The organism is Bordetella flabilis (genome assembly GCF_001676725.1).
In the GTDB taxonomy this organism is placed as follows: domain Bacteria; phylum Pseudomonadota; class Gammaproteobacteria; order Burkholderiales; family Burkholderiaceae_B; genus Bordetella_C; species Bordetella_C flabilis.
The window spans coordinates 4,092,541-4,111,154 of sequence record NZ_CP016172.1; the positions used below are offsets into that span (position 1 = coordinate 4,092,541).

16 protein-coding genes are annotated in these 18,614 nt (G+C 66.5%); 3 read left to right on the plus strand and 13 right to left on the minus strand.

Annotated elements, in window-relative coordinates:
• From BAU07_RS18015 to BAU07_RS18055, 9 genes are all read right to left on the minus strand, one after another.
• Window positions 1-1,977 (minus strand): dipeptide ABC transporter ATP-binding protein, encoded by a 1,977-nt coding sequence (locus tag BAU07_RS18015; RefSeq protein WP_232338356.1) that lies wholly within the window; start codon window positions 1,975-1,977, stop codon window positions 1-3.
• Between the two features lie 47 nt (window positions 1,978-2,024).
• Window positions 2,025-3,002, minus strand: coding sequence for an isoaspartyl peptidase/L-asparaginase family protein (locus BAU07_RS18020; RefSeq protein WP_066660382.1), 978 nt, complete (start codon window positions 3,000-3,002; stop codon window positions 2,025-2,027).
• Window positions 2,999-3,880: a MurR/RpiR family transcriptional regulator gene (locus BAU07_RS18025; RefSeq protein WP_066660385.1), complete on the minus strand. Its 882-nt coding sequence runs from the start codon at window positions 3,878-3,880 to the stop codon at window positions 2,999-3,001. Before BAU07_RS18025 ends, BAU07_RS18020 begins: the two co-directional genes overlap by 4 nt.
• A 380-nt stretch (window positions 3,881-4,260) precedes the next feature.
• Complete coding sequence (locus tag BAU07_RS18030) at window positions 4,261-5,289, minus strand: lysylphosphatidylglycerol synthase domain-containing protein (protein WP_084025853.1); 1,029 nt, start codon at window positions 5,287-5,289, stop codon at window positions 4,261-4,263.
• Window positions 5,270-6,496: a cardiolipin synthase ClsB gene (gene clsB / locus BAU07_RS18035; protein WP_066660387.1), complete on the minus strand. Its 1,227-nt coding sequence runs from the start codon at window positions 6,494-6,496 to the stop codon at window positions 5,270-5,272. The genes BAU07_RS18030 and clsB overlap by 20 nt, the downstream gene beginning before the upstream one ends.
• 49 nt (window positions 6,497-6,545) lie before the next feature.
• Window positions 6,546-7,322 (minus strand): endonuclease/exonuclease/phosphatase family protein, encoded by a 777-nt coding sequence (locus BAU07_RS18040; RefSeq protein WP_418214867.1) that lies wholly within the window; start codon window positions 7,320-7,322, stop codon window positions 6,546-6,548.
• A 293-nt stretch (window positions 7,323-7,615) separates the two neighbouring features.
• The gene (locus BAU07_RS18045) at window positions 7,616-8,281 is read right to left on the minus strand and encodes a CoA transferase subunit B (RefSeq protein ID WP_066660391.1); all 666 of its coding nucleotides are present in this window, start codon (window positions 8,279-8,281) and stop codon (window positions 7,616-7,618) included.
• Between the two features lie 11 nt (window positions 8,282-8,292).
• A complete protein-coding gene (locus BAU07_RS18050; protein WP_066660393.1) occupies window positions 8,293-8,991 on the minus strand; it encodes a CoA transferase subunit A in 699 nt (232 codons plus the stop codon).
• Between the two features lie 140 nt (window positions 8,992-9,131).
• Window positions 9,132-9,599, minus strand: coding sequence for an acyl-CoA thioesterase (locus BAU07_RS18055; RefSeq protein ID WP_415830262.1), 468 nt, complete (start codon window positions 9,597-9,599; stop codon window positions 9,132-9,134).
• Between the two features lie 99 nt (window positions 9,600-9,698).
• Between BAU07_RS18055 and BAU07_RS18060 the strand changes: the two genes are divergently transcribed.
• The 3 genes from BAU07_RS18060 (at window position 9,699) to BAU07_RS18070 (ending at window position 13,496) form a co-directional block, all read left to right on the plus strand.
• Window positions 9,699-11,345: an electron transfer flavoprotein-ubiquinone oxidoreductase gene (locus BAU07_RS18060; RefSeq protein WP_066660397.1), complete on the plus strand. Its 1,647-nt coding sequence runs from the start codon at window positions 9,699-9,701 to the stop codon at window positions 11,343-11,345.
• A 22-nt stretch (window positions 11,346-11,367) separates the two neighbouring features.
• Window positions 11,368-12,249 carry an NAD-dependent epimerase/dehydratase family protein gene (locus tag BAU07_RS18065; RefSeq protein WP_066660398.1) on the plus strand — a complete coding sequence of 294 codons (882 nt, stop codon included), beginning with the start codon at window positions 11,368-11,370 and terminating at the stop codon, window positions 12,247-12,249.
• 350 nt (window positions 12,250-12,599) lie between these two features.
• Window positions 12,600-13,496 carry an FCD domain-containing protein gene (locus tag BAU07_RS18070; RefSeq protein WP_066660401.1) on the plus strand — a complete coding sequence of 299 codons (897 nt, stop codon included), beginning with the start codon at window positions 12,600-12,602 and terminating at the stop codon, window positions 13,494-13,496.
• A 73-nt stretch (window positions 13,497-13,569) separates the two neighbouring features.
• Here the strand turns inward: BAU07_RS18070 and ltaE are convergent, their stop codons facing one another.
• From ltaE to acs, 4 genes are all read right to left on the minus strand, one after another.
• Complete coding sequence (gene ltaE / locus BAU07_RS18075; protein ID WP_066660404.1) at window positions 13,570-14,586, minus strand: low-specificity L-threonine aldolase; 1,017 nt, start codon at window positions 14,584-14,586, stop codon at window positions 13,570-13,572.
• 17 nt (window positions 14,587-14,603) lie between these two features.
• Window positions 14,604-15,497, minus strand: coding sequence for a DMT family transporter (locus BAU07_RS18080; protein WP_232338160.1), 894 nt, complete (start codon window positions 15,495-15,497; stop codon window positions 14,604-14,606).
• Window positions 15,498-15,608: 111 nt separating this feature from the next.
• Window positions 15,609-16,361 carry an SDR family NAD(P)-dependent oxidoreductase gene (locus tag BAU07_RS18085; RefSeq protein ID WP_066660407.1) on the minus strand — a complete coding sequence of 251 codons (753 nt, stop codon included), beginning with the start codon at window positions 16,359-16,361 and terminating at the stop codon, window positions 15,609-15,611.
• A gap of 16 nt (window positions 16,362-16,377) precedes the next feature.
• Window positions 16,378-18,357 carry an acetate--CoA ligase gene (gene acs / locus BAU07_RS18090; protein ID WP_066660409.1) on the minus strand — a complete coding sequence of 660 codons (1,980 nt, stop codon included), beginning with the start codon at window positions 18,355-18,357 and terminating at the stop codon, window positions 16,378-16,380.
• Window positions 18,358-18,614 lie beyond the last annotated feature (257 nt).

Sequence of the window (18,614 nt, forward strand, 5' to 3'; positions counted from 1 at the left end):
TCAATACGCCCCGCCCACGGCGTGGCGCGCGACGAAATGCCCTGGCCCGACATTGATCAGCGGGGCAACGATGGGCTCGTCGCCCGGCTTGCGTATCGGACTGGGCAGCTCTTCGGTGGACAGCGTGCGCTTCAAGTGGCGCCGGGCCGGATCGGCGATGGGCACTGCCGCCATGAGCTTGCGGGTGTACGGGTGCTGCGGATTCTCGAAGATCGCGCGGCGCGGGCCGATCTCGACGATCTGCCCCAGATACATCACCGCGACCCGGTGGCTGATGCGTTCGACCACCGCCATATCGTGCGAGATGAAGAGGAAAGCAATGCCCAGGTCACGCTGCAGGTCGATCAGCAGATTGATGATCTGGGCCTGGATGGACACATCCAGGGCGGACACCGACTCGTCGGCGATAACCACCTTGGGATTGAGCGCCAGCGCCCGCGCGATGCAAATGCGCTGGCGCTGTCCGCCCGAGAATTCATGCGGATAGCGGCGCGCCATCTCGGGCGGCAGGCCGACGCGTTCCAGCAGCTCGGCGACACGGCGTTCCGCCGCCTGTCCCTTGGCCACGCCGTGCACCAATAGCGGCTCCATGATGGAAAAGCCCACCGTCACGCGGGGATCCAGGGACGCGAACGGGTCCTGGAACACGAACTGGATGTCGCGGCGCAGGCTCTGCAGCTCGGCGCGCTGCAGCTTGCCGATATCGCGCCCTTCCAGCAGGATGCTGCCACCCTGGCTTTCGGTCAGGCGCAGCAGGGAACGGCCGGTGGTCGACTTGCCGCACCCCGACTCGCCTACCAGCGCCAGGGTTTCGCCGGGGAAAAGGTCGAAGCTGACCTTCTCCACCGCGTGAACCCTGCCGCGCACGCGGCTGAGGATGCCGCCGCGCAGGTCGAAACGGGTTACCAGGTCGCGCACGCGCAGGATGGGTTCGCCACTGGCGTAGGGCGCTTGCCTGGCTTCGCCCGCCGGCGCGGCGGACGAGTTGCCTGTACCGGCGGCGGCCGATACGGCGGGCGTCCCGCCGTCCGTGGACGCCGGCTCGGCGGTCTTCGCATCGTCGACCCGCACCAGCGAGAACCGCTCGGGCAGGTCGGTGCCCTGCATCGAGCCCAGCCGCGGTACGGCCGACAACAAGGCTTGTGTATAAACGTGCTGCGGCGCCCCGAATATCTGGGTCGACGGCCCTTCCTCGACCTTGTCGCCGCGATACATCACCAGCACGCGATCGGCCACTTCCGCCACGACGCCCATGTCGTGCGTGATGAAGATCACGCCCATATTCATCTCGTCCTGCAACGCGCGGATCAATTGCAGGATCTGGGCCTGGATGGTCACATCCAGCGCCGTAGTCGGTTCATCCGCGATCAACAGGGCCGGCTTGCATGCCAGCGCCATGGCGATCATGACGCGCTGGCGCATCCCGCCGGACAACTGGTGCGGATAGCGGCCCATGATGGAACGCGCCTCGGGAATGCGGACCTGCTCGAGCATGCGCAATGCCTCGGCGCGCGCGGCGGCGCTGTCCATGCCCTGATGCAGGCGGATAGACTCGGCGATCTGCTCTCCGGCCGTGAAGACCGGATTCAACGAGGTCATCGGCTCCTGGAAGATCATCGCCATGTCGGCGCCCCGCACGCCGCGCATGTCGCGCTGGCTGGCGCCCACAAGTTCGATGACCTGGCCGGAGCGTCGGCGCAGGCGCATGCTGCCGGTTGCGATGCGGCCCCCGCCATGCTCGACCAGCCGCATCAGGGCAAGCGAGGTCACCGACTTGCCAGAACCGGACTCGCCGACGATGGCGAGCGTCTCGCCGCGATCGACGTGGAAGGAAAGATTGCGCACCGCCTCGACGGTACGCTCGGCGCTGGCAAACCGCACGGTCAGGTCACGGACCTGGGCGACGCGGTTCTCCGGCAAGGCCAGCCCATCGCTGCGGCTGCCTGTTTCCCGGTCGGCCATCCTGCTATCGGCCATATTCATGATCCCCTGAAATCAACGATGCCCGTTCCGCCGGCACGGCGTCATCGGTAAATGGACGCGACGGGCGCCTCGCCCACGCGCGCATAACCGCGGTACATCCCTTCGGTGTTGAAAGGCAGCGCGACCCGGCCCTGCGCGTCGACGGCGATCAAACCGCCCTTGCCGCCAATGCGCGGAAGCCTGTCGTGGATGACGGCGTTGGCCGCCTCTTCCAGCGAAACGCCGCGGTATTCCATCTGGGCCGCGACGTCATAGGCGGCAACCATGCGGATGAACATCTCGCCGGTGCCGGTGGTCGACACCGCGCAAGTCTGGTTGGCGGCGTAGCAGCCAGCGCCGATCAAGGGCGCATCGCCGACACGCCCGATCTGCTTGTTGGTGATCCCGCCGGTCGACGTGGCGGCGGCCAGATTGCCTCGGGCATCCAGCGCGACGGCCCCCACGGTGCCGAACTTGCGGTCGGCGTCGATGGGCGCGGCGGCCGGCTGCTCCTTGGCAACCATGGCCTGGCCGTCGTGGTCCAGCACCGCGGCGTCCGGCATTTCGCGCTGTACGCGCAGCAGTTGCTCGTAGCGCGCCGGCGTCGAAAAGTACGATGGGTCCACGATCTCCAGGCCCTGCTCCCGTGCGAAGTCTTCCGCGCCCTTGCCGACGAAGAAAACGTGCTTGCTGTCTTCCATGACGCGGCGCGCGGCGAACACCGGATTGCGCACGCAGTTCACGTTGGCGATGGCGCCCGAACGCAGCGTGGCGCCGTCCATGATGGACGCGTCCAGCTCGTGCGTGCCCGCGCTGGTGAACACCGCGCCGTGGCCGGCATTGAACAGCGGGCAGTCTTCCAGACGCCGCACCGCCTCGGTGACCGCATCCAGCGCGCTTCCGCCTTGCGCGAGCACGTCCTGCGCACCAGCCAGCACGTCGTTCAGGGCGTCCAGGTACTGGCGCTCCTGCTCGGCCGAAATCGCCGCGCGGGACATCGTGCCCGCGCCGCCGTGGATGGCCACTATGGGTGTTGTCATCGCTTTCGTTCTCCTGAGCCGTGCAGCAGCCACGGCATGATGGATTGGGTCGCCCCGAGCGCCGCGGCGACGGAGTCCTTGGCCCGGTAGGCCACCGCGGCGGCCAGGGCTTCGATCAGGCCGAGCGCCGCGGTTTCGGAATTGGGCGACAGTTGTCGTTCGGAATGCGCGTACAGCACCACCGACGCGGTCGGCGCCAGCGGCGATGTCGCCTTGTCGGTCAGCGCCAGGACCGACACGCCCGCGGCGCGCGCCGCGTTGGCCAGCGTGACGGTGTCGTTCAGATAGCGCGGAAAGGCGATGGCGATGAGCAGGTCGCCGGCGGCCATGCGCGAGATCTGCCGCGCCGCCTGGGAAACGCCACCCAGGCCGGCCAGCAATTCAACCGAACGGCAATGCATGTACAGCGCGCGGTGCAGTAGCCCGGCCAGGAAACCACTCGCGCCGAAACCCATGACGCAGATACGCTCGGCGCTGACCACCGCCTCCACCGCGCGCTCGCAGGCGTTGGCGTCCAGCGATTGCAGCGAGCGTTCGGCGTTGCGAATGTCTTCGCGCAACGTGGCGGCGAAAACCTCGGCCGCGCTGGCCGGATGCGCGAGCGTCGTGCGCAGCTTTTCCACGGGCGCCAGCGCCGATTCGAAACCGCGCGCCAACTCCGCGCGGAATTGCGGATACCCGGGCAGGCCCAGCGCGCGGGCGAAGCGGTTCGCCGTCGCCACGGACACATTGTTCGCGGCGGCGAACTCATCAATGGTCATGGTGGCCGCCCGGAACTGATGCGACAGCACGTACTCCGCCAGCCGGTGCTGCGTCCGGCTCAACGCGGGCTGCGCGCCGGCGATACGCTCGGCGATGGTGGGACAGGGCTGGTTCATGGACGACGATGAGGGCTTGAAGGCGGTGTCGGCGGGATGAAGCCCGGACGGATCACCGCGGCGCCGGCCGGCGGCGGCCTGGACGGCGTTGATATCTCGTGAAATGTAAATAAGTTTCCGCGAGCATTGTATTAATGAAAATTTATTTTCACACTCGGGATAACCCTCGACTCCATCCCGCCCGCGCGCCGGTCCGGGACGAGATGAAGGGCTTTCGCCGAGGAGCAGACGCAAAGGCGGGCTCCGCCGAAGGCGGCTTCAGGTTCGGGCTCGGATTCGCGCCGCCGGCCCGGGCCGGCGATCCGTGCTGCGGATTCGCCCCGGAACCCCGGTGCCGGCTGGGGCGGCGCCCGTCGGGGCGACGGGTTCGGGCCGGGAGCTCAGGTCGCGGATTCCGGCGCAGGGGGGAGATGGACACCCTTGCGGATGCGCGCCTCCAGGAAAAAATACAGCAGGGCGGCGATGGCGAAGGGCCCCAGGTAGTAAATCGCCCGGTATGTCAGCAGCGTGCCCAGGATCTCGTAGTGCGGCACCGTGCCGCCCAGCATCGCCACGAAGACCGCCTCGACCACCCCCAGGCCGCCCGGGATGTGGGTGACCGCTCCGGCGATCCCGCTGAGCAGCAGCACCCCCAGCACCAGGGGATAGGGCACATCGTGACGCATCAGCACCCACACCACGGCGCCGATGGACGCCCAGCATGCGCCGCCAAGGACGCTCTGCGCCAGCGCGATCTTCAGCGTAGGCAGGTAGAGATCATGCCCGCGCACCGACCACGATCGCTTGCGCGACCAGCCGCACAGCCCCACGTAGGCCATACCGGCCGCCAGCATCGCCACCCCGATGAGCCGCAGCGCGCCCTTGCCGATCTCCCAATCGTCCGGAATGGGCAGCACGCCGGATACGAACAGGGCGCCGGCGACCCACAGATATCCCAGCCAGTTCGTCGTCAGGCTCAGACCGACGATGCGAGTGATTTCGGCCGCCTCGAGCCCCAGCTTCAGGTAGAGCCGGAAGCGGAATCCCACGCTGCCTACGAGCGAACCCATATTGAGATTGAAGGCATACGCCACGATACCCACCGCCATCACGCGTATGGGCGGGATGCGGTGGCCCAGATACGGGATGGCCAGCAGATCGAAGCAGCTGTAGATCAGGTAACTGAGCACCGCCACGCCGCTGGCCCGCAGCAGGACGGGCCAGGTATTGGCCTCCACCGCCTCCAGCACTTTGTCCCATTCGACATTGCGTGCCTGGTCCACCAGCAATCCGATCACCAGTAACGCGAAGGCGATGACGGCCAGCTTGCGCAGCAAGGGCCAACGCGCGCGCAGCGCCTGCATGAACCCGCCGCCTTGGGTGTGTTCCCCGCTTGCGCGGACCTCGCCGCTAGGCCGTTCGCTGCTCATGCGTATCCTCCTGCGCGGCGGTCTCCACCGGCGCGGTAAGCGTGTGCAGCCTGGGTTTATGCGCTGGCAGCCATCCCGTCCACGACGGGAACCGACGCAGGAAGTGGTACACGACCACGCCCCACAACAGGCGGCGCAGCTTGCGGCTGCCGGGCGGCGCGGGCTCGGGCTGGCGGCAATGGTTGTCGATCAGCCATTCCAGCCTCTCTCGCAGGGTCGCCGCGAAGGCCGTGCTGCGGATCATGACGTTGGCCTCCAGGTTCAGGGCCAGACTGAGAGGATCGAGATTGCTCGAGCCTACGGTGGCCCATGCCCCGTCCACATACGCGACCTTGCCATGCAGCGGACGCTGCCGGTATTCGTAAATCTGCACCCCGGCCGCCGTCAGGTGGTCGTACAGCATGCCCGCGGCCACTTTGACGATCGGCATGTCCGGTTCGCCCTGCAGGATCAAGCGCACGCATACGCCCCGCTTTGCAGCATTGCGCAGTTCCCTCAGCAGGCGATAGCCGGGAAAGAAATAGGCATTGGCGATGACCACCTCATGGCGCGCCAGCCGTATGGCGGCGCGATAGTGGCGTTCGATATCGGTATGGTGCTGGTCGTTGTCGCGCACGACGAACATGGCTTCGGCGTCGCCGACCGGTCGCAACGCATCGGGACGGGCGGGACGGCGCGGCCACCAGCGGCGCCGCCGCCCCGGCTCGATGGTGCGGCGGGCAAAGCGATGGATTTCGGCCACGATGGGTCCGCGCACCTCGACAGCGTAGTCCTGCTTGGCCTGGGGCCCGAAATCGCCCAGGTGGTCCGCCGAGAAATTGATGCCGCCGATGAAGGCCAGTTCGCCGTCGATGACGACGATCTTGCGGTGCATGCGGCGGAAAACGTTGGTACGCAGGCCGAAAACGCGGGCGCGCGGGTCGAAGACATGGATATCCACACCGGCCCGGGTCAGGCCGCCGAGGAATTCCTCCGACAGCCCTTCCGACCCATAGCCATCGATCAACAGGCTCACGCGGGCGCCGCGTCCCGCCGCATCGATCAGCGCCTGGCGCAGGGCCTGCCCGACCTTGTCGTCGAACAGAATGAAGGTCTCGATCAATACTTCGGCCCGCGCGCCGGCGATCGCCTCGAACACGCGCGGGAAGTACGCCTCGCCGTTTTCCAGCAAGGTGAAAGCGTTGCCGGGTATCCACCGCGCGCTCATAGAACCTCCCTGCCCGTGCCGCCTGCCATGCCGTTCCGCATCCGCATCGTCATACGACCACCTCCGCCGCAAGGGGTGCGTGGTCGGACAGGTGCGTCCAGGGACGGGTGGCGAGGGCGAGCGGCCGGAACCGCAGCATGTTGCGCACGTAGATGCGGTCGAGCCGAAGCAGTGGCCAGCGTGCGGGGAAGGTACGCGCGGCCACGCCCTGGGTCGCGACGAATATCTCCTTCAAGCCCGCGCAGCGGCTCAGCTTGCCGTGCGCCCGCAGCCGCCAGTCGTTGAAATCGCCGGCGATGACCACGGGTTCGCCGTCGGGAATCTGATGATCGATGCGGTCGCACAGCAGCTCCAGTTGCTGCTGGCGATGGCCCTCCTGCAATCCGAGGTGGACGCAGATGGCGTGCAGGCGGCCGGGCCGGTCGGGCGGCTGGATCACGCAATGAAGCAGGCCGCGCTTTTCGTGATGGCCGACGGACACGTCCATGTTCTCGTATTCGATGATGGGGAATTTGGACAACACCGCGTTCCCGTGATGCCCATGCGGATAAACCGCGTTGCGCCCGTAGGCGAAGTCGCTCCAGATGCTGTCGGCAAGAAATTCGTACTGCGAGGTGTCGGGCCAGCCCTTGAACCGCGAGGCATGGCCCTCGTGCGCGCCCAGCACCTCCTGCAGGAAGACCAGGTCCGGCGCCACCGCGCGCACCGCGTCCCTGAGCTCGTGCAGGATGAATCTGCGATTGAAGAACGTGAACCCCTTGTGGGCATTCACGGTCAGAATTTTCAGGGCAAGCGGCGCGTTCGCTACAGGCATACCATCCCGCATCCAGGTTGAGAGACCGGGTGGCGCAAATACCGTGCCCAGGAAGAGAAGGAGGAGCGCGTAGCGCCAGCGAATCAGGTGCCGGGAATCCCGGAACCAGAAACGGCGCACGGGGCGCCAATGAGCAACGGCGCCCGGCAAGCCGGATGAAAAACGGCCCCCGGGGGCCGTTGATGCGTGCAGCGAGCAGGCGCCCGGTTGCAGAAGATATTCCGCTGGCGGCGTTCCCGGGACGGCGCCGCCCGCGGGGTGTCAGCCCGGCAGACCGGGCGCACACCGGCGCGATGCCAAGCCTGTCATGCCGCGTGCGCCTGGACCCCGCTGGTATCCAGGGCGGCCTGCGTCTTGGCCTTGATCTCTTCCACCGAGACGCCAGGCGCCAGTTCGATCAGCTTCAGTCCCTTTTCGCCGACCTCCATTACGCCCAGATCGGTGATGATCAGGTCGACCACGCCGACGCCCGTCAGCGGCAGGGTGCACTCGGGCAACAGCTTGATATCTTCCGTGCCATCTTTCTTTCGGGCGACGTGCTCCATCAGCACGACCACCCTGCCGACACCCGCCACCAGGTCCATGGCCCCGCCCATGCCCTTGACCATCTTGCCCGGAATCATCCAGTTCGCCAGGTCGCCCTTTTCGGAGACCTGCATGGCGCCGAGGATGGCCAGGTTGATCTTGCCGCCCCGTATCATCCCGAACGAGTCTGCGGACGAAAAAATGGACGACCCCGGTAGCGTGGTCACCGTCTGCTTGCCGGCATTGATCAGGTCCGCGTCGACCTCGTCGTCCGTCGGAAAGGGGCCGATGCCGAGCAGGCCGTTTTCGGATTGCAGCCAAACTTCCACGCCCTGCGGCACGTGGTTGGCGACCAGGGTCGGCAATCCGATGCCCAGGTTCACATAGAAGCCGTCTTCCAATTCGCGCGCGGCGCGCGCGGCCATTTCATCACGAGTCCATGCCATGTCGTTTCTCCTCAGGCGGTGCGGGTGGTGCGCTGCTCGATGCGCTTTTCCGGATTCGGGTTGAGGACGATCCGATGCACGAAGATACCGGGCAGATGTACCTGGTCGGGATCGAAGTCCCCGGTGTTCACCAGTTTCTCGACTTCGACGACGGTGATCTTGCCTGCCATGGCGACATTGGGATTGAAGTTGCGCGCAGTCTTGCGGAAGACCAGGTTGCCGGTACGGTCGGCGGCATAGGCCTTGACCAGCGAAACATCGGGAACCAGCGAGCGTTCCATGATGTACTGCTGGCCATCGAATTCACGCACTTCCTTGCCCTCGGCCACCAGCGTGCCCACGCCGGTGCGGGTATAGAAGGCGGGTATGCCCGCGCCGCCGGCGCGCAGCTTCTCCGCCAGCGTGCCCTGCGGCGTGAATTCGAGTTCGAGCTCACCGGCCAGGAACTGCCGCTCGAATTCCTTGTTTTCACCCACATACGACGCGATCATCTTGCGGATCTGCCGGGTGGCCAGCAACTGGCCCAGGCCAAAGCCGTCGACACCCGCGTTATTGCTGATGCAAGTCAGGTTCTTGACGCCCGAATCGCGCAACGCGGCGATCAGCGCCTCGGGGATGCCGCAAAGGCCGAAACCTCCGACGGCGATCAGTTGGCCGTCCTTGACGACACCGGCCAGCGCCTCTGCGGCGCTCGCATAAACCTTGTCCATCGCTCCAGCTCCAGAATAGTGGAATTAGCGGCCCGTCCGTGCCGGTCGGGCCGCGGACGGTCGGTTTGATGTTTTACGTCTTATCGACGCGGTGGATTTTACGGGCAAACGCGCCGGCACCGCGTTCCCCCGCCTCGCGCTCAACCGGGCCGGCGCATCACCCCATCGAGCGCCGACAGCACGTGTGCCGGCCAGGGCTCGGCGCGGTTGCCCTGGTAATCCATCCAGACGAGGACATTGCGGCCCCGGGCATAAGGCCCCCGCGGGTCGCCCCGCTTATCAAGCGTCAGCTCGAATTCCATGCTGGAACGGCCCACGCGCGTCAGGGTATGGGTGACGCGGACCTCGGCGGGATAGGTCAACGGCCGCAGGAAATCGCAGGATGCGTGCGCCAGGATGGGCCCCGCGTCGGCGGGGAGGCTCAGGCCGGCACCATACAGCAGTTGCATGCGCGCCTCTTCCATAAGGCGGAAATACAAGGTGTTGTTGAGATGGTTCAAGGCGTCGGAATCGCCCCAGCGCAGGGGCACGTCGACGACATGGGTGCTGCCGGGCGGCGGTGCGGCGGTATCGGGTACGGTCATGAGCTGCGCGAACTCCTGTGGCATGGGCCGGCACCACGCGGCGGGCGGGTGGGCCGGCTGCAATACAATCCAGCGTTGATCAGATCATACTTCCAGCCCAAATCGCATCAGGGGACAAGGCGCATGTCAGAACGCGAATCGATGGAATACGACGTAGTGGTCGTCGGTGGAGGCCCCGCGGGACTGGCGGCCGCTATACGCCTGAAGCAATTGGCGGCGGACAGGAATCACGATGTCAGCGTGTGCGTGCTGGAAAAAGGCGCCGAACTGGGCGCCCACATCCTGTCCGGCGCCGTGATGGACCCCGGCGCGCTGACCGAGCTCATCCCCGACTGGAAAGAAAAAGGCGCGCCGCTGAATGTGCCGGTGACCCAGGACCAATTCCTGTTCCTGAGCCGCACCGGCGCGCGCGCGACGCCGCATTGGATGCTGCCCGACTGCTTCCGCAACGAGGGCAACTACATCGTACGGCTGGGCGACGTGGTGCGCTGGCTGGGCGAACAGGCCGAAGCCCTGGGCGTGGACATCTTCCCCGGGTTCGCCGCGGCGGGCATCGTTTACGACGAACAGGGCGCGGTGCGCGGCGTGGTGACCGGCGACATGGGCGTGGCCCGCGACGGCAGCCATACCGCGAACTACCAGCCGGGCATGGAACTGCTCGCGCGCTACACCCTCTTCGCCGAAGGATCGCGCGGCCAGTTGGGACGCCAATTGCTGGAGCGTTTCCGCCTGGAGGAAAACCGCGACCCGCAAAGCTATGCCATCGGCATCAAGGAAATGTGGGAAGTGGACCCGGCCCAGTCGCGTCCCGGCCTGGTCGTGCACACGGCGGGATGGCCGCTGGATGCCGATACCTATGGCGGCTCCTTCCTCTATCACCTCGACAACAATCTGGTGGCCGTCGGGCTGGTCGTGGGCCTGGACTACGCCAACCCGTGGCTCTCGCCATTCGAGGAATTCCAGCGTTACAAGACCCACCCTGCCATACGCGCCACCTTCGAGGGCGGCAAGCGCATCGCCTACGGCGCGCGCGCACTGACGGCGGGCGGCCTGCTGTCGCTGCCCAAGCTGGTGTTTCCGGGCGGCGCACTGATCGGCTGCGACGCGGGCTTCCTGAATGCCTCGCGGATCAAAGGAAGCCATGCCGCCATCAAGACAGGCGCCATGGCCGCCGAGGCCGCCTTCGAAGCCGTGGTCGCCGACCGACGCCAGGACCTGCTGACCGCCTACCCCGCCGCCTTCGAGTCCTCCTGGCTGCACGCGGAATTGCGCAAGGCGCGCAATTTCAAGCAATGGTTCAAGAAAGGCCGCACGCTGGCCACCGTGATGACGGGCGTGGAGCAATGGCTGCTCAAGGGCAACATGCCTTGGACCATTCACCGTACCAAGCCGGATCACGCCTGTCTCCAGCCGGCGTCGCAGTGCGCCCGGATCGACTATCCCAAGCCCGACGGCAAGCTCACCTTCGACCGCCTGAGCTCGGTGTTCGTTTCGAATACCAACCACGACGAGAACCAGCCCGTCCACCTGACACTGAAGGACCCGAACGTGCCCGTAGCGGTCAACCTGGCCCGCTACGGCGGCCCGGAGGCCCGCTACTGCCCCGCGGCGGTCTACGAGTTCGTCAAGGACGACCACGGCGCCGACCGGCTGCAGATCAACGCCCAGAACTGCGTCCACTGCAAGACCTGCGACATCAAGGATCCGACGCAGAACATCGTATGGGTGGCGCCGCAAGGCGGCGAAGGCCCGGTCTACAACGGCATGTAGCGCAAGCCCGGACGCCGCACCCATGGAAGAACGCATTCTGCTGGTCGGTGGCGGCGATCTCGGGCTGCGCGTTGCGCGGCGCCTGCTGGCCGCGCCGCCAGCGTCCGCAAATCCCATAGCGACCAGCCTCTGGGCCCTGCGCCGCCACCCTCCCGCTGCGGAAGCGGGCAGCGGCGACGCCGCGGCCAGCATCCGCTGGCTTAGGTCCGATGTGACACGCCCGGAAACCCTGGGCGACCTTCCCGACGGCCTGACCCGCGTGGTGGTCGCCCTGAGCCCCGGCGCGCGCACGCAGGACGCCTACCGCGCCGTGTTCGTCCAAGGGCTGCATCACGTGCTCCAGCGCCTGGACCGGCGGACGCTGCGCCGGCTGGTGTTCGTCTCGTCGTCCGCGGTTTACGGCGAGCACAACGGCGATTGGGTCGACGAGGCCACCAAGCCCGCACCACTGGGCATGAATGGCGCCGTGCTCTGGGAGGCCGAGCAATGGCTGCAGCGGCAAGGCCTGCCCTGCACCGTGCTGCGCCTGTCGGGTCTCTATGGACCGGGACGGCTGCAACTGATCGGCCGGTTGCGCGCGGGCCAGGCCCGCGTGCCGCGCGACCAGGTCCATTGGGCCAACCGCATGCATGCCGACGATGCCGCAGGCGCCATCGCCCATCTGTTGTTGCTGCCCGACGCGCAATCCGTCTACGTCGGCAGCGACGACACGCCGCTGCCTCTGGACGTGCTCTATGACTATCTGGCCGAACGGATCGGATGCGCACCGCCGGCCGGTGGCCCTCCGCCCGCCGGTGTCGGCAGCAAGCGCCTGAGCAACGCCCGCCTGCGCGCCAGCGGCTACACGCCGGCATGGCCGGACGCGCGCGCCGGGTACGCGGCGCTGCTTGCCGAATCCGCGTGAAGCTTCATCCGGTTGGCGGTTCATCGGCCGAAGGTCCATCGGGCCGAAGTCGGGTCACGCGACCGTCCATCAGGCTGACCCCTTGTCAGGACGACCCTCCAGGCGGACGACTCATCAGGCCAAAGATGCATCGGCATAATCCGCATAGGGCCTTCCCCGTGTCGCGGGCGCCACACGCCTGGACTGCGAATATCGCCATCGTGGCGCAATCCGCGTATGCTGATCCGACGCAAATCGTTGATACCTATAGTTGTTCTGCAGTATTTGTAGCCGCGCGCCATCCGCTCGCGCGACTGCCATGGGAAGCACCGCAGTAGGCAACAGCACGCTGACGCTCACGGGGACCCCTCATGCAGAACCCGAATCATGACGCCCGGCCGACGGGCCTGCAGGTCGATCTCGCGCGGCGTATCGCCAGCGACATCATTTCACGCCTGCACATGCCTGGCACACATCTGTCCGAGGAGTCGCTGGCCAGACGCTACCAGGTCTCACGCACGCCCGTACGCGCGGCGCTGAAGCTGCTGGCGGCGGAACAATTCATCGACTCGCGCGCGCATAGCGGCTACTACGTACGGCCGATTCCCGAGGGCACCCCGCCACCGCTGTTGCAGTTGCAATCGTCGGCCATGACCGCCGATGAGCTGTACTTCCGGCTGATCGAAGACCGTGCCGAACGGAACCTGCCCGACAGTTTCAGCGACCGCGACCTGCAGCAGCGCTACGGCGTCACCCGCAGCGTCCTGAGCAAGACCCTGGTGCGCCTGAGCGCCGAAGCGCTGATCGAAAAGCGCAAGGGCCATGGCTGGCGCTTCAACCATTCGCTCATGGAATCCGAGGCGCGTCGCGAGAGCTACCGGTTTCGCGCCGCGGTCGAATGCGGGGCATTGCTGGAGCCCACCTTCAAGAGCGACCCGGCCGCGCTGCAACACCTGCGCGCGGTGCACGAAGCGCTGCTGCGCGACGGTGACGGAGATATCGCGGCAAACGCATTCTTTGCGCTGAATTCGGAGTTCCACGAGACACTGGGCCGGTTCTCCGGCAACCGGTTTTTCCTGCAAACCATCCAGCAACAGAACCAGTTGCGCCGCCTCGAAAAGCAGAGCGCCTTCTATCGCAGCGTGCCGCGCTTTCGCGAATCGCTGCAGGAGCACCTGGCGATCATCCAGGCACTGGAAGACGACGACCGCGATTGGGCGGCCGCGCTGATGCGCCGGCACCTGACCCAGGTGCTTCGGGTCGCCTGACGCGGCCGCGCCGCGCCAGGGTCACGAAGCAACACCATGGACCCATGTCCATTGCGTGACGCCGCCCCGCCCTTCAGGCGCGCGCGAAATAATCCCGGACAGTGCGCACCACAGTGTCGATATCGCCAGCGGTCACGTCCAGATGCGTGACCAGCCGCGTCGGACCGCCATACACGGCCTTCAGCAGCACGCCCTGCGACCGGGCATGGGCGCCGAGCGCCTCGCAATGCCGGGCCGGCACGTCGACGAACACCATATTGGTGGCCTGGCCCAGCACCGTCAGCGCGGGGATACCGCGCAGCCCCTGCGCCAGCCGTTCAGCGTTGGCGTGATCCTGCGCCAGACGGTCGATGTGATGCGCCAACGCGTACAGGCAGGCGGCCGCCAGGATACCGGATTGCCGCATGCCACCGCCAAGCACCTTGCGCCAGCGCCGGGCTGTCTCGATCAAGTCGCGGCTACCGACCAGCACCGAACCCACCGGTGCGCCCAGCCCCTTGGAAAAGCAGATGGACACCGAATCGAAGGGCTGGCACAACATCCCCACATCCTGGCCCGACGCAACCGCCGCATTGAATACGCGGGCCCCGTCCAGGTGCACGGCCAGGCCATGCTCGCGGCCGAGCGCGGCCGCCTGCTCCACATAAGCCTGCGGGATGACCTTCCCGTGGAAGGTGTTTTCCAGCGCCAGCAGCCGGGTACGCGCGAAATGCGGATCGCCCTTGGGCTTGATGGCGGCGCGCAGTTTTTCCAGCGGCAGGCTGCCGTCCTCGGCATGCTCGATGGGCTGCGGCTGGACGCTGCCCAGAACCGCCGCGCCACCGCCTTCGTATTTGTAGGTGTGTGCTAGCTGGCCTACAAGATATTCGTCGCCACGACCGCAATGCGCCATGATGGCGGCCAGGTTGCTCTGCGTCCCCGAGGGAAAGAAAAGACCCGCCTCCTTGCCGGCCCGGGCAGCCACTTCCGCCTGCAGGCGTTGCACGGTGGGATCGTCTCCCATCACGTCGTCGCCCACGGGGGCACCCCCCATGGCCGCCAGCATGGCGGCGGTAGGCCGTGTCACGGTGTCGCTGCGCAAATCGATCATGTCGTTTCCTTTCACATTCAAGAAGCACGCGGCCGGCTGGCCGCGCGTGCGACCACTATCAGGCCGCACAGAATCAGCACCATGCCCAACGCCTCCACGGGGGCGGGCCGCTCATCGAAGAACAGCCAGGCAAGCAATGCCGCGATCACGGGCGTGCCCAGCCCGGACAGCCCGGCCACCGACGCGGGTACGCGGCGCACCACGATCAGCCACAGCAGCCAGCCGGCGGCGGAGGCGGCCAGGATGATGTAGAGCATGCCCAGCACGAGTTCGGTGTTCCACACCGTGTGGATTTGCGGCACGGCGAGGGCTACAGGCACCATGACGGCGCCGCCCAGGAACATTTGCCATCCGGTGAACGCGATGATGTCGGGCTGGTGCCGGTTAAAGCCCTTCTTGGCCAGCACCGTTCCCAATCCCCAGCACAGTCCGCTGCACAAGGCCAGGATGATGCTGACGCCATCGCCGATGGGCCGCCAGGGTTGCATCACGCAGAGCAGGCCGATCGCCGCCAGGGCGATGCCGTACCAATGGCGCGGGCCGGGTTTGTCACCCAGCAGCAGCCAACTGAAGAGAACCACCCAGAACGGCATGGTGTAGGCCATCAGCGATGTCTTGCCCACACCGCCATGCACCAAGGCGGTCTGCACCAGGCCCTGGAAGGCGGCGGTCTGCGTCAGGCCCACCAGGACCGTATAGCGCCACGATGGCATGGCCAGCGGCCGACGCAGAACCAGCGCGATGACCAGGAGCACCGCCCCGCCGCACACATACCGCAGCACGACGAAATCGAACGGGCCGATATACGGCACGATCATTTTCATCGCGATCCAGCTGCCGGCCCACGTCACCACGGTGACGATCATCAGGAGCCATGCGGCGCCGTCGACGGTGCCCTGCCGCCCTTCCATGTAACCTCGCTTGCGCCGGCGCCAGGGCCGGGGAAGCAGGCATTCTACTGTGACCCGGCAGGACAATCCTGCACAGGCGGCGCGCCGGCATCGCGACGCCCGCCCCGGCGCTCAACGGACGTCGCGCGTTATGGACAGCGGCGAGAAAGACTGCGACACCGGCATGACTTCCAGCGTGTTGATATTGACGTGCGCCGGCAGGCCGCTGACCCAGGCGACCGCTTCGGCAATGTCGGCCGCGGTGAGGCAGGTCACGCCTTCGTATCGGCTGGCGGCCTTGGCTGCGTCACCCTTGAAACGGACCGTGCTGAACTCCGTCCCGCCCACCATGCCCGGCTCGATATTGGTAACCCGCAATGCGGTGCCGATGAGGTCCGCGCGCAGGTTCAGGCTGAACTGCCGCACGAAGGCCTTGCTGGCGCCATAGACGTTGCCGCCGGCATAGGGATAGGTGCCGGCCACCGATCCGATGTTGATGACATGGCCGACATTGCGCTGCACCATCCCCGGCAGCAGTGCGTGGGTGATATGGACCAGGCCAGTGACGTTCGTGTCGATCATGCGCTGCCAATCGTCCAGGCTGGCGCGCTGGGCCGGCTCCATGCCGAGCGCCAGGCCGGCGTTGTTCACCAGCACTGTCACGTCCGCGAAGGGCTTCGGCAGCGTTCGTGGCAGCGCCGCCACGGCTTCGGCGTCGCATACATCGAGCACCAGCGGGTGCAGACGTTCCCCGAGGCGCGCGCGCAGCGCGTCCAGCTTGTCGGCGCGCCGGGCAGCGGCGACGACATGGTGCCCGTCGGCGATGAAACGTTCGGTGATCGCTTCACCGAAGCCGGCGGTCGCGCCAGTTACGAAAACAACCATCATGGACTCCTGTCGGCTATACCGATTTGGCGAGCTGTTCGAGAATCTGGGGGTTTTCCAGCGTCGACACATCCTGGGTGATTTCTTCGCCCTTGGCCACCACGCGCAGCAGACGACGCATGATCTTGCCCGACCGTGTCTTCGGCAGGTTGTCGCCGAAGCGGATGTCCTTGGGCTTGGCGATGGGGCCGATTTCCTTGGCCACCCAGTCGCGCAGTTCCTTCGCCACCGCGGTTGCCTCGTCGCCTTCCGGACGCGCGCGCTTGAGCACCACGAATGCCACCACGGCCTCGCCGGTCGTGTCGTCCGGACGGCCCACCACGGCCGCCTCCGCCACCAGGGGGTGGGACACCAGGGCCGATTCCACTTCCATCGTGCCCAGCCGGTGTCCCGATACGTTCAGCACGTCGTCGATCCGGCCCATGATCCAGAAATAACCGTCCGCATCGCGCTGCGCCCCGTCACCGGCCAGGTAATAACCGCGCAGCTCCGGTGGGAAGTAGCTCTTCTTGAAGCGCTCCGGGTCGCCCCATATATTGCGGATCATCGCCGGCCAGGGCTTCTTGATGACCAGGAAACCCCCGTTGCCTTGGTCAACATCGGCGCCGGTTTCGTCGACGATGGCCGCCGCGACACCAGGCAGCGGCAGCGTGCAGGAGCCAGGCTTGGTCGGGGTGGCTCCCGGGAGCGGCGTGATCATGTGGCCGCCCGTCTCGGTCTGCCACCAGGTGTCGACGATGGGGCAGCGTTCCTTGCCGACATTGCGGTGATACCACATCCACGCCTCGGGATTGATGGGCTCGCCGACGGTGCCCAGGATGCGCAGGCTGCTCAGATCGTAGCGGTCGGGATGGGTGCCTGGATTGGCGTCCGCCGCCTTGATGAGCGACCGGATGGCCGTGGGCGCCGTGTAGAAGGTGGTGACCTTGTGGCGGGCGATCATTTCCCAGAACCGGCCGGCGTCGGGATACGTCGGTACGCCTTCGAAGACGACCTGGGTCAGGCCGGCCGCCAGCGGCCCATAGGCGATGTAGGAATGGCCGGTGATCCAGCCCACGTCGGCCGTGCACCAATAGATATCCTCGGGACGGCTGTCGAAGGTCCACTTGACGGTCAGCAGCGCCCACAGCAGATAGCCGGCCGACGCATGCTGCACGCCCTTGGGCCTGCCGGTGGAGCCGGAGGTGTACAGGATGAAGAGCGGATGCTCGGCTTCCACGGCGACCGGTTCGCAGTTGTCGGGCTGGTTGGCGCTGACCTCGTGCATCCAGAGATCCCGGCCGGCATGCCAGGCGACCTGGCCACCGGTGCGGCGATAGACAACCACGTGGCGCACGGCATCGCAGCCCCCCATGCCGAAAGCTTCTTCGACAGCGGGCTTGAGCGGGATGACCTTGCCGCCCCGCACCTGCTCGTCGGCGGTGATGACGAGCGTGGCGCCGACATCGACGATACGTTCCTGCAAGCTCTTGGCGGAAAAGCCGCCGAAGACCACGGAGTGCGTCACGCCCAGGCGCACGCAGGCCTGCATCGCCACCACGGCCTCCACCGACATCGGCATGTAGATGATGGCGCGGTCGCCCTTCTTGTAGCCCAGCGACTTCAGCCCATTGGCGAATCGGCACACGCGCGCCAGCAGATCGGCGTAGCTGACCTTGTCCACCTTGCCATCGTCGCTCTCGAAGATGATCGCGATCTTTTCCGCGTTGCCGTTCTGCACATGCGTGTCCAGGCAGTTCGCCGAGACATTCAATTCCCCGTCGGCAAACCATCGGTAGAACGGCGGATCGCTATCGTCCAGTACCTGTGTAAACGGCTTGGTCCAGGCCAGGTGTTCGCGCGCCTGGCGCCCCCAGAAGCCTTGCGGATCCTGCTCGGCCTCGGAGAACAGCTTCCTGTACGCGTCCAGGTTCGGGATGGTGGCCCCTTCCGAGGCGCGTTGGGGCGGCTGGAATACCCGATTTTCTACCAGCACGGATTGGATGGCGTTGGACATGGCGGTCTCCTGAGACGATGCTTGTGAGCCTGTTTTTCTATGCTGCCAGGGCGGTGCAGCGGCACCCGCCGCAGCGCCTGGCATACGTGTGTTGTTGCTGTGCATAAGAATAGCAGCAGCCTTGGCGATCCGGCTCTCTTCCAGCCGTCCGCTTGCGCCACTTCCGCGCGTCCGCCACATCGGCCGCTTCGGCGGCTGCGGCGCTGCGGCGGCCTCGGGTCCTGCGGCTCATCCGCGTGCCGGCGCACCCGCCCCGA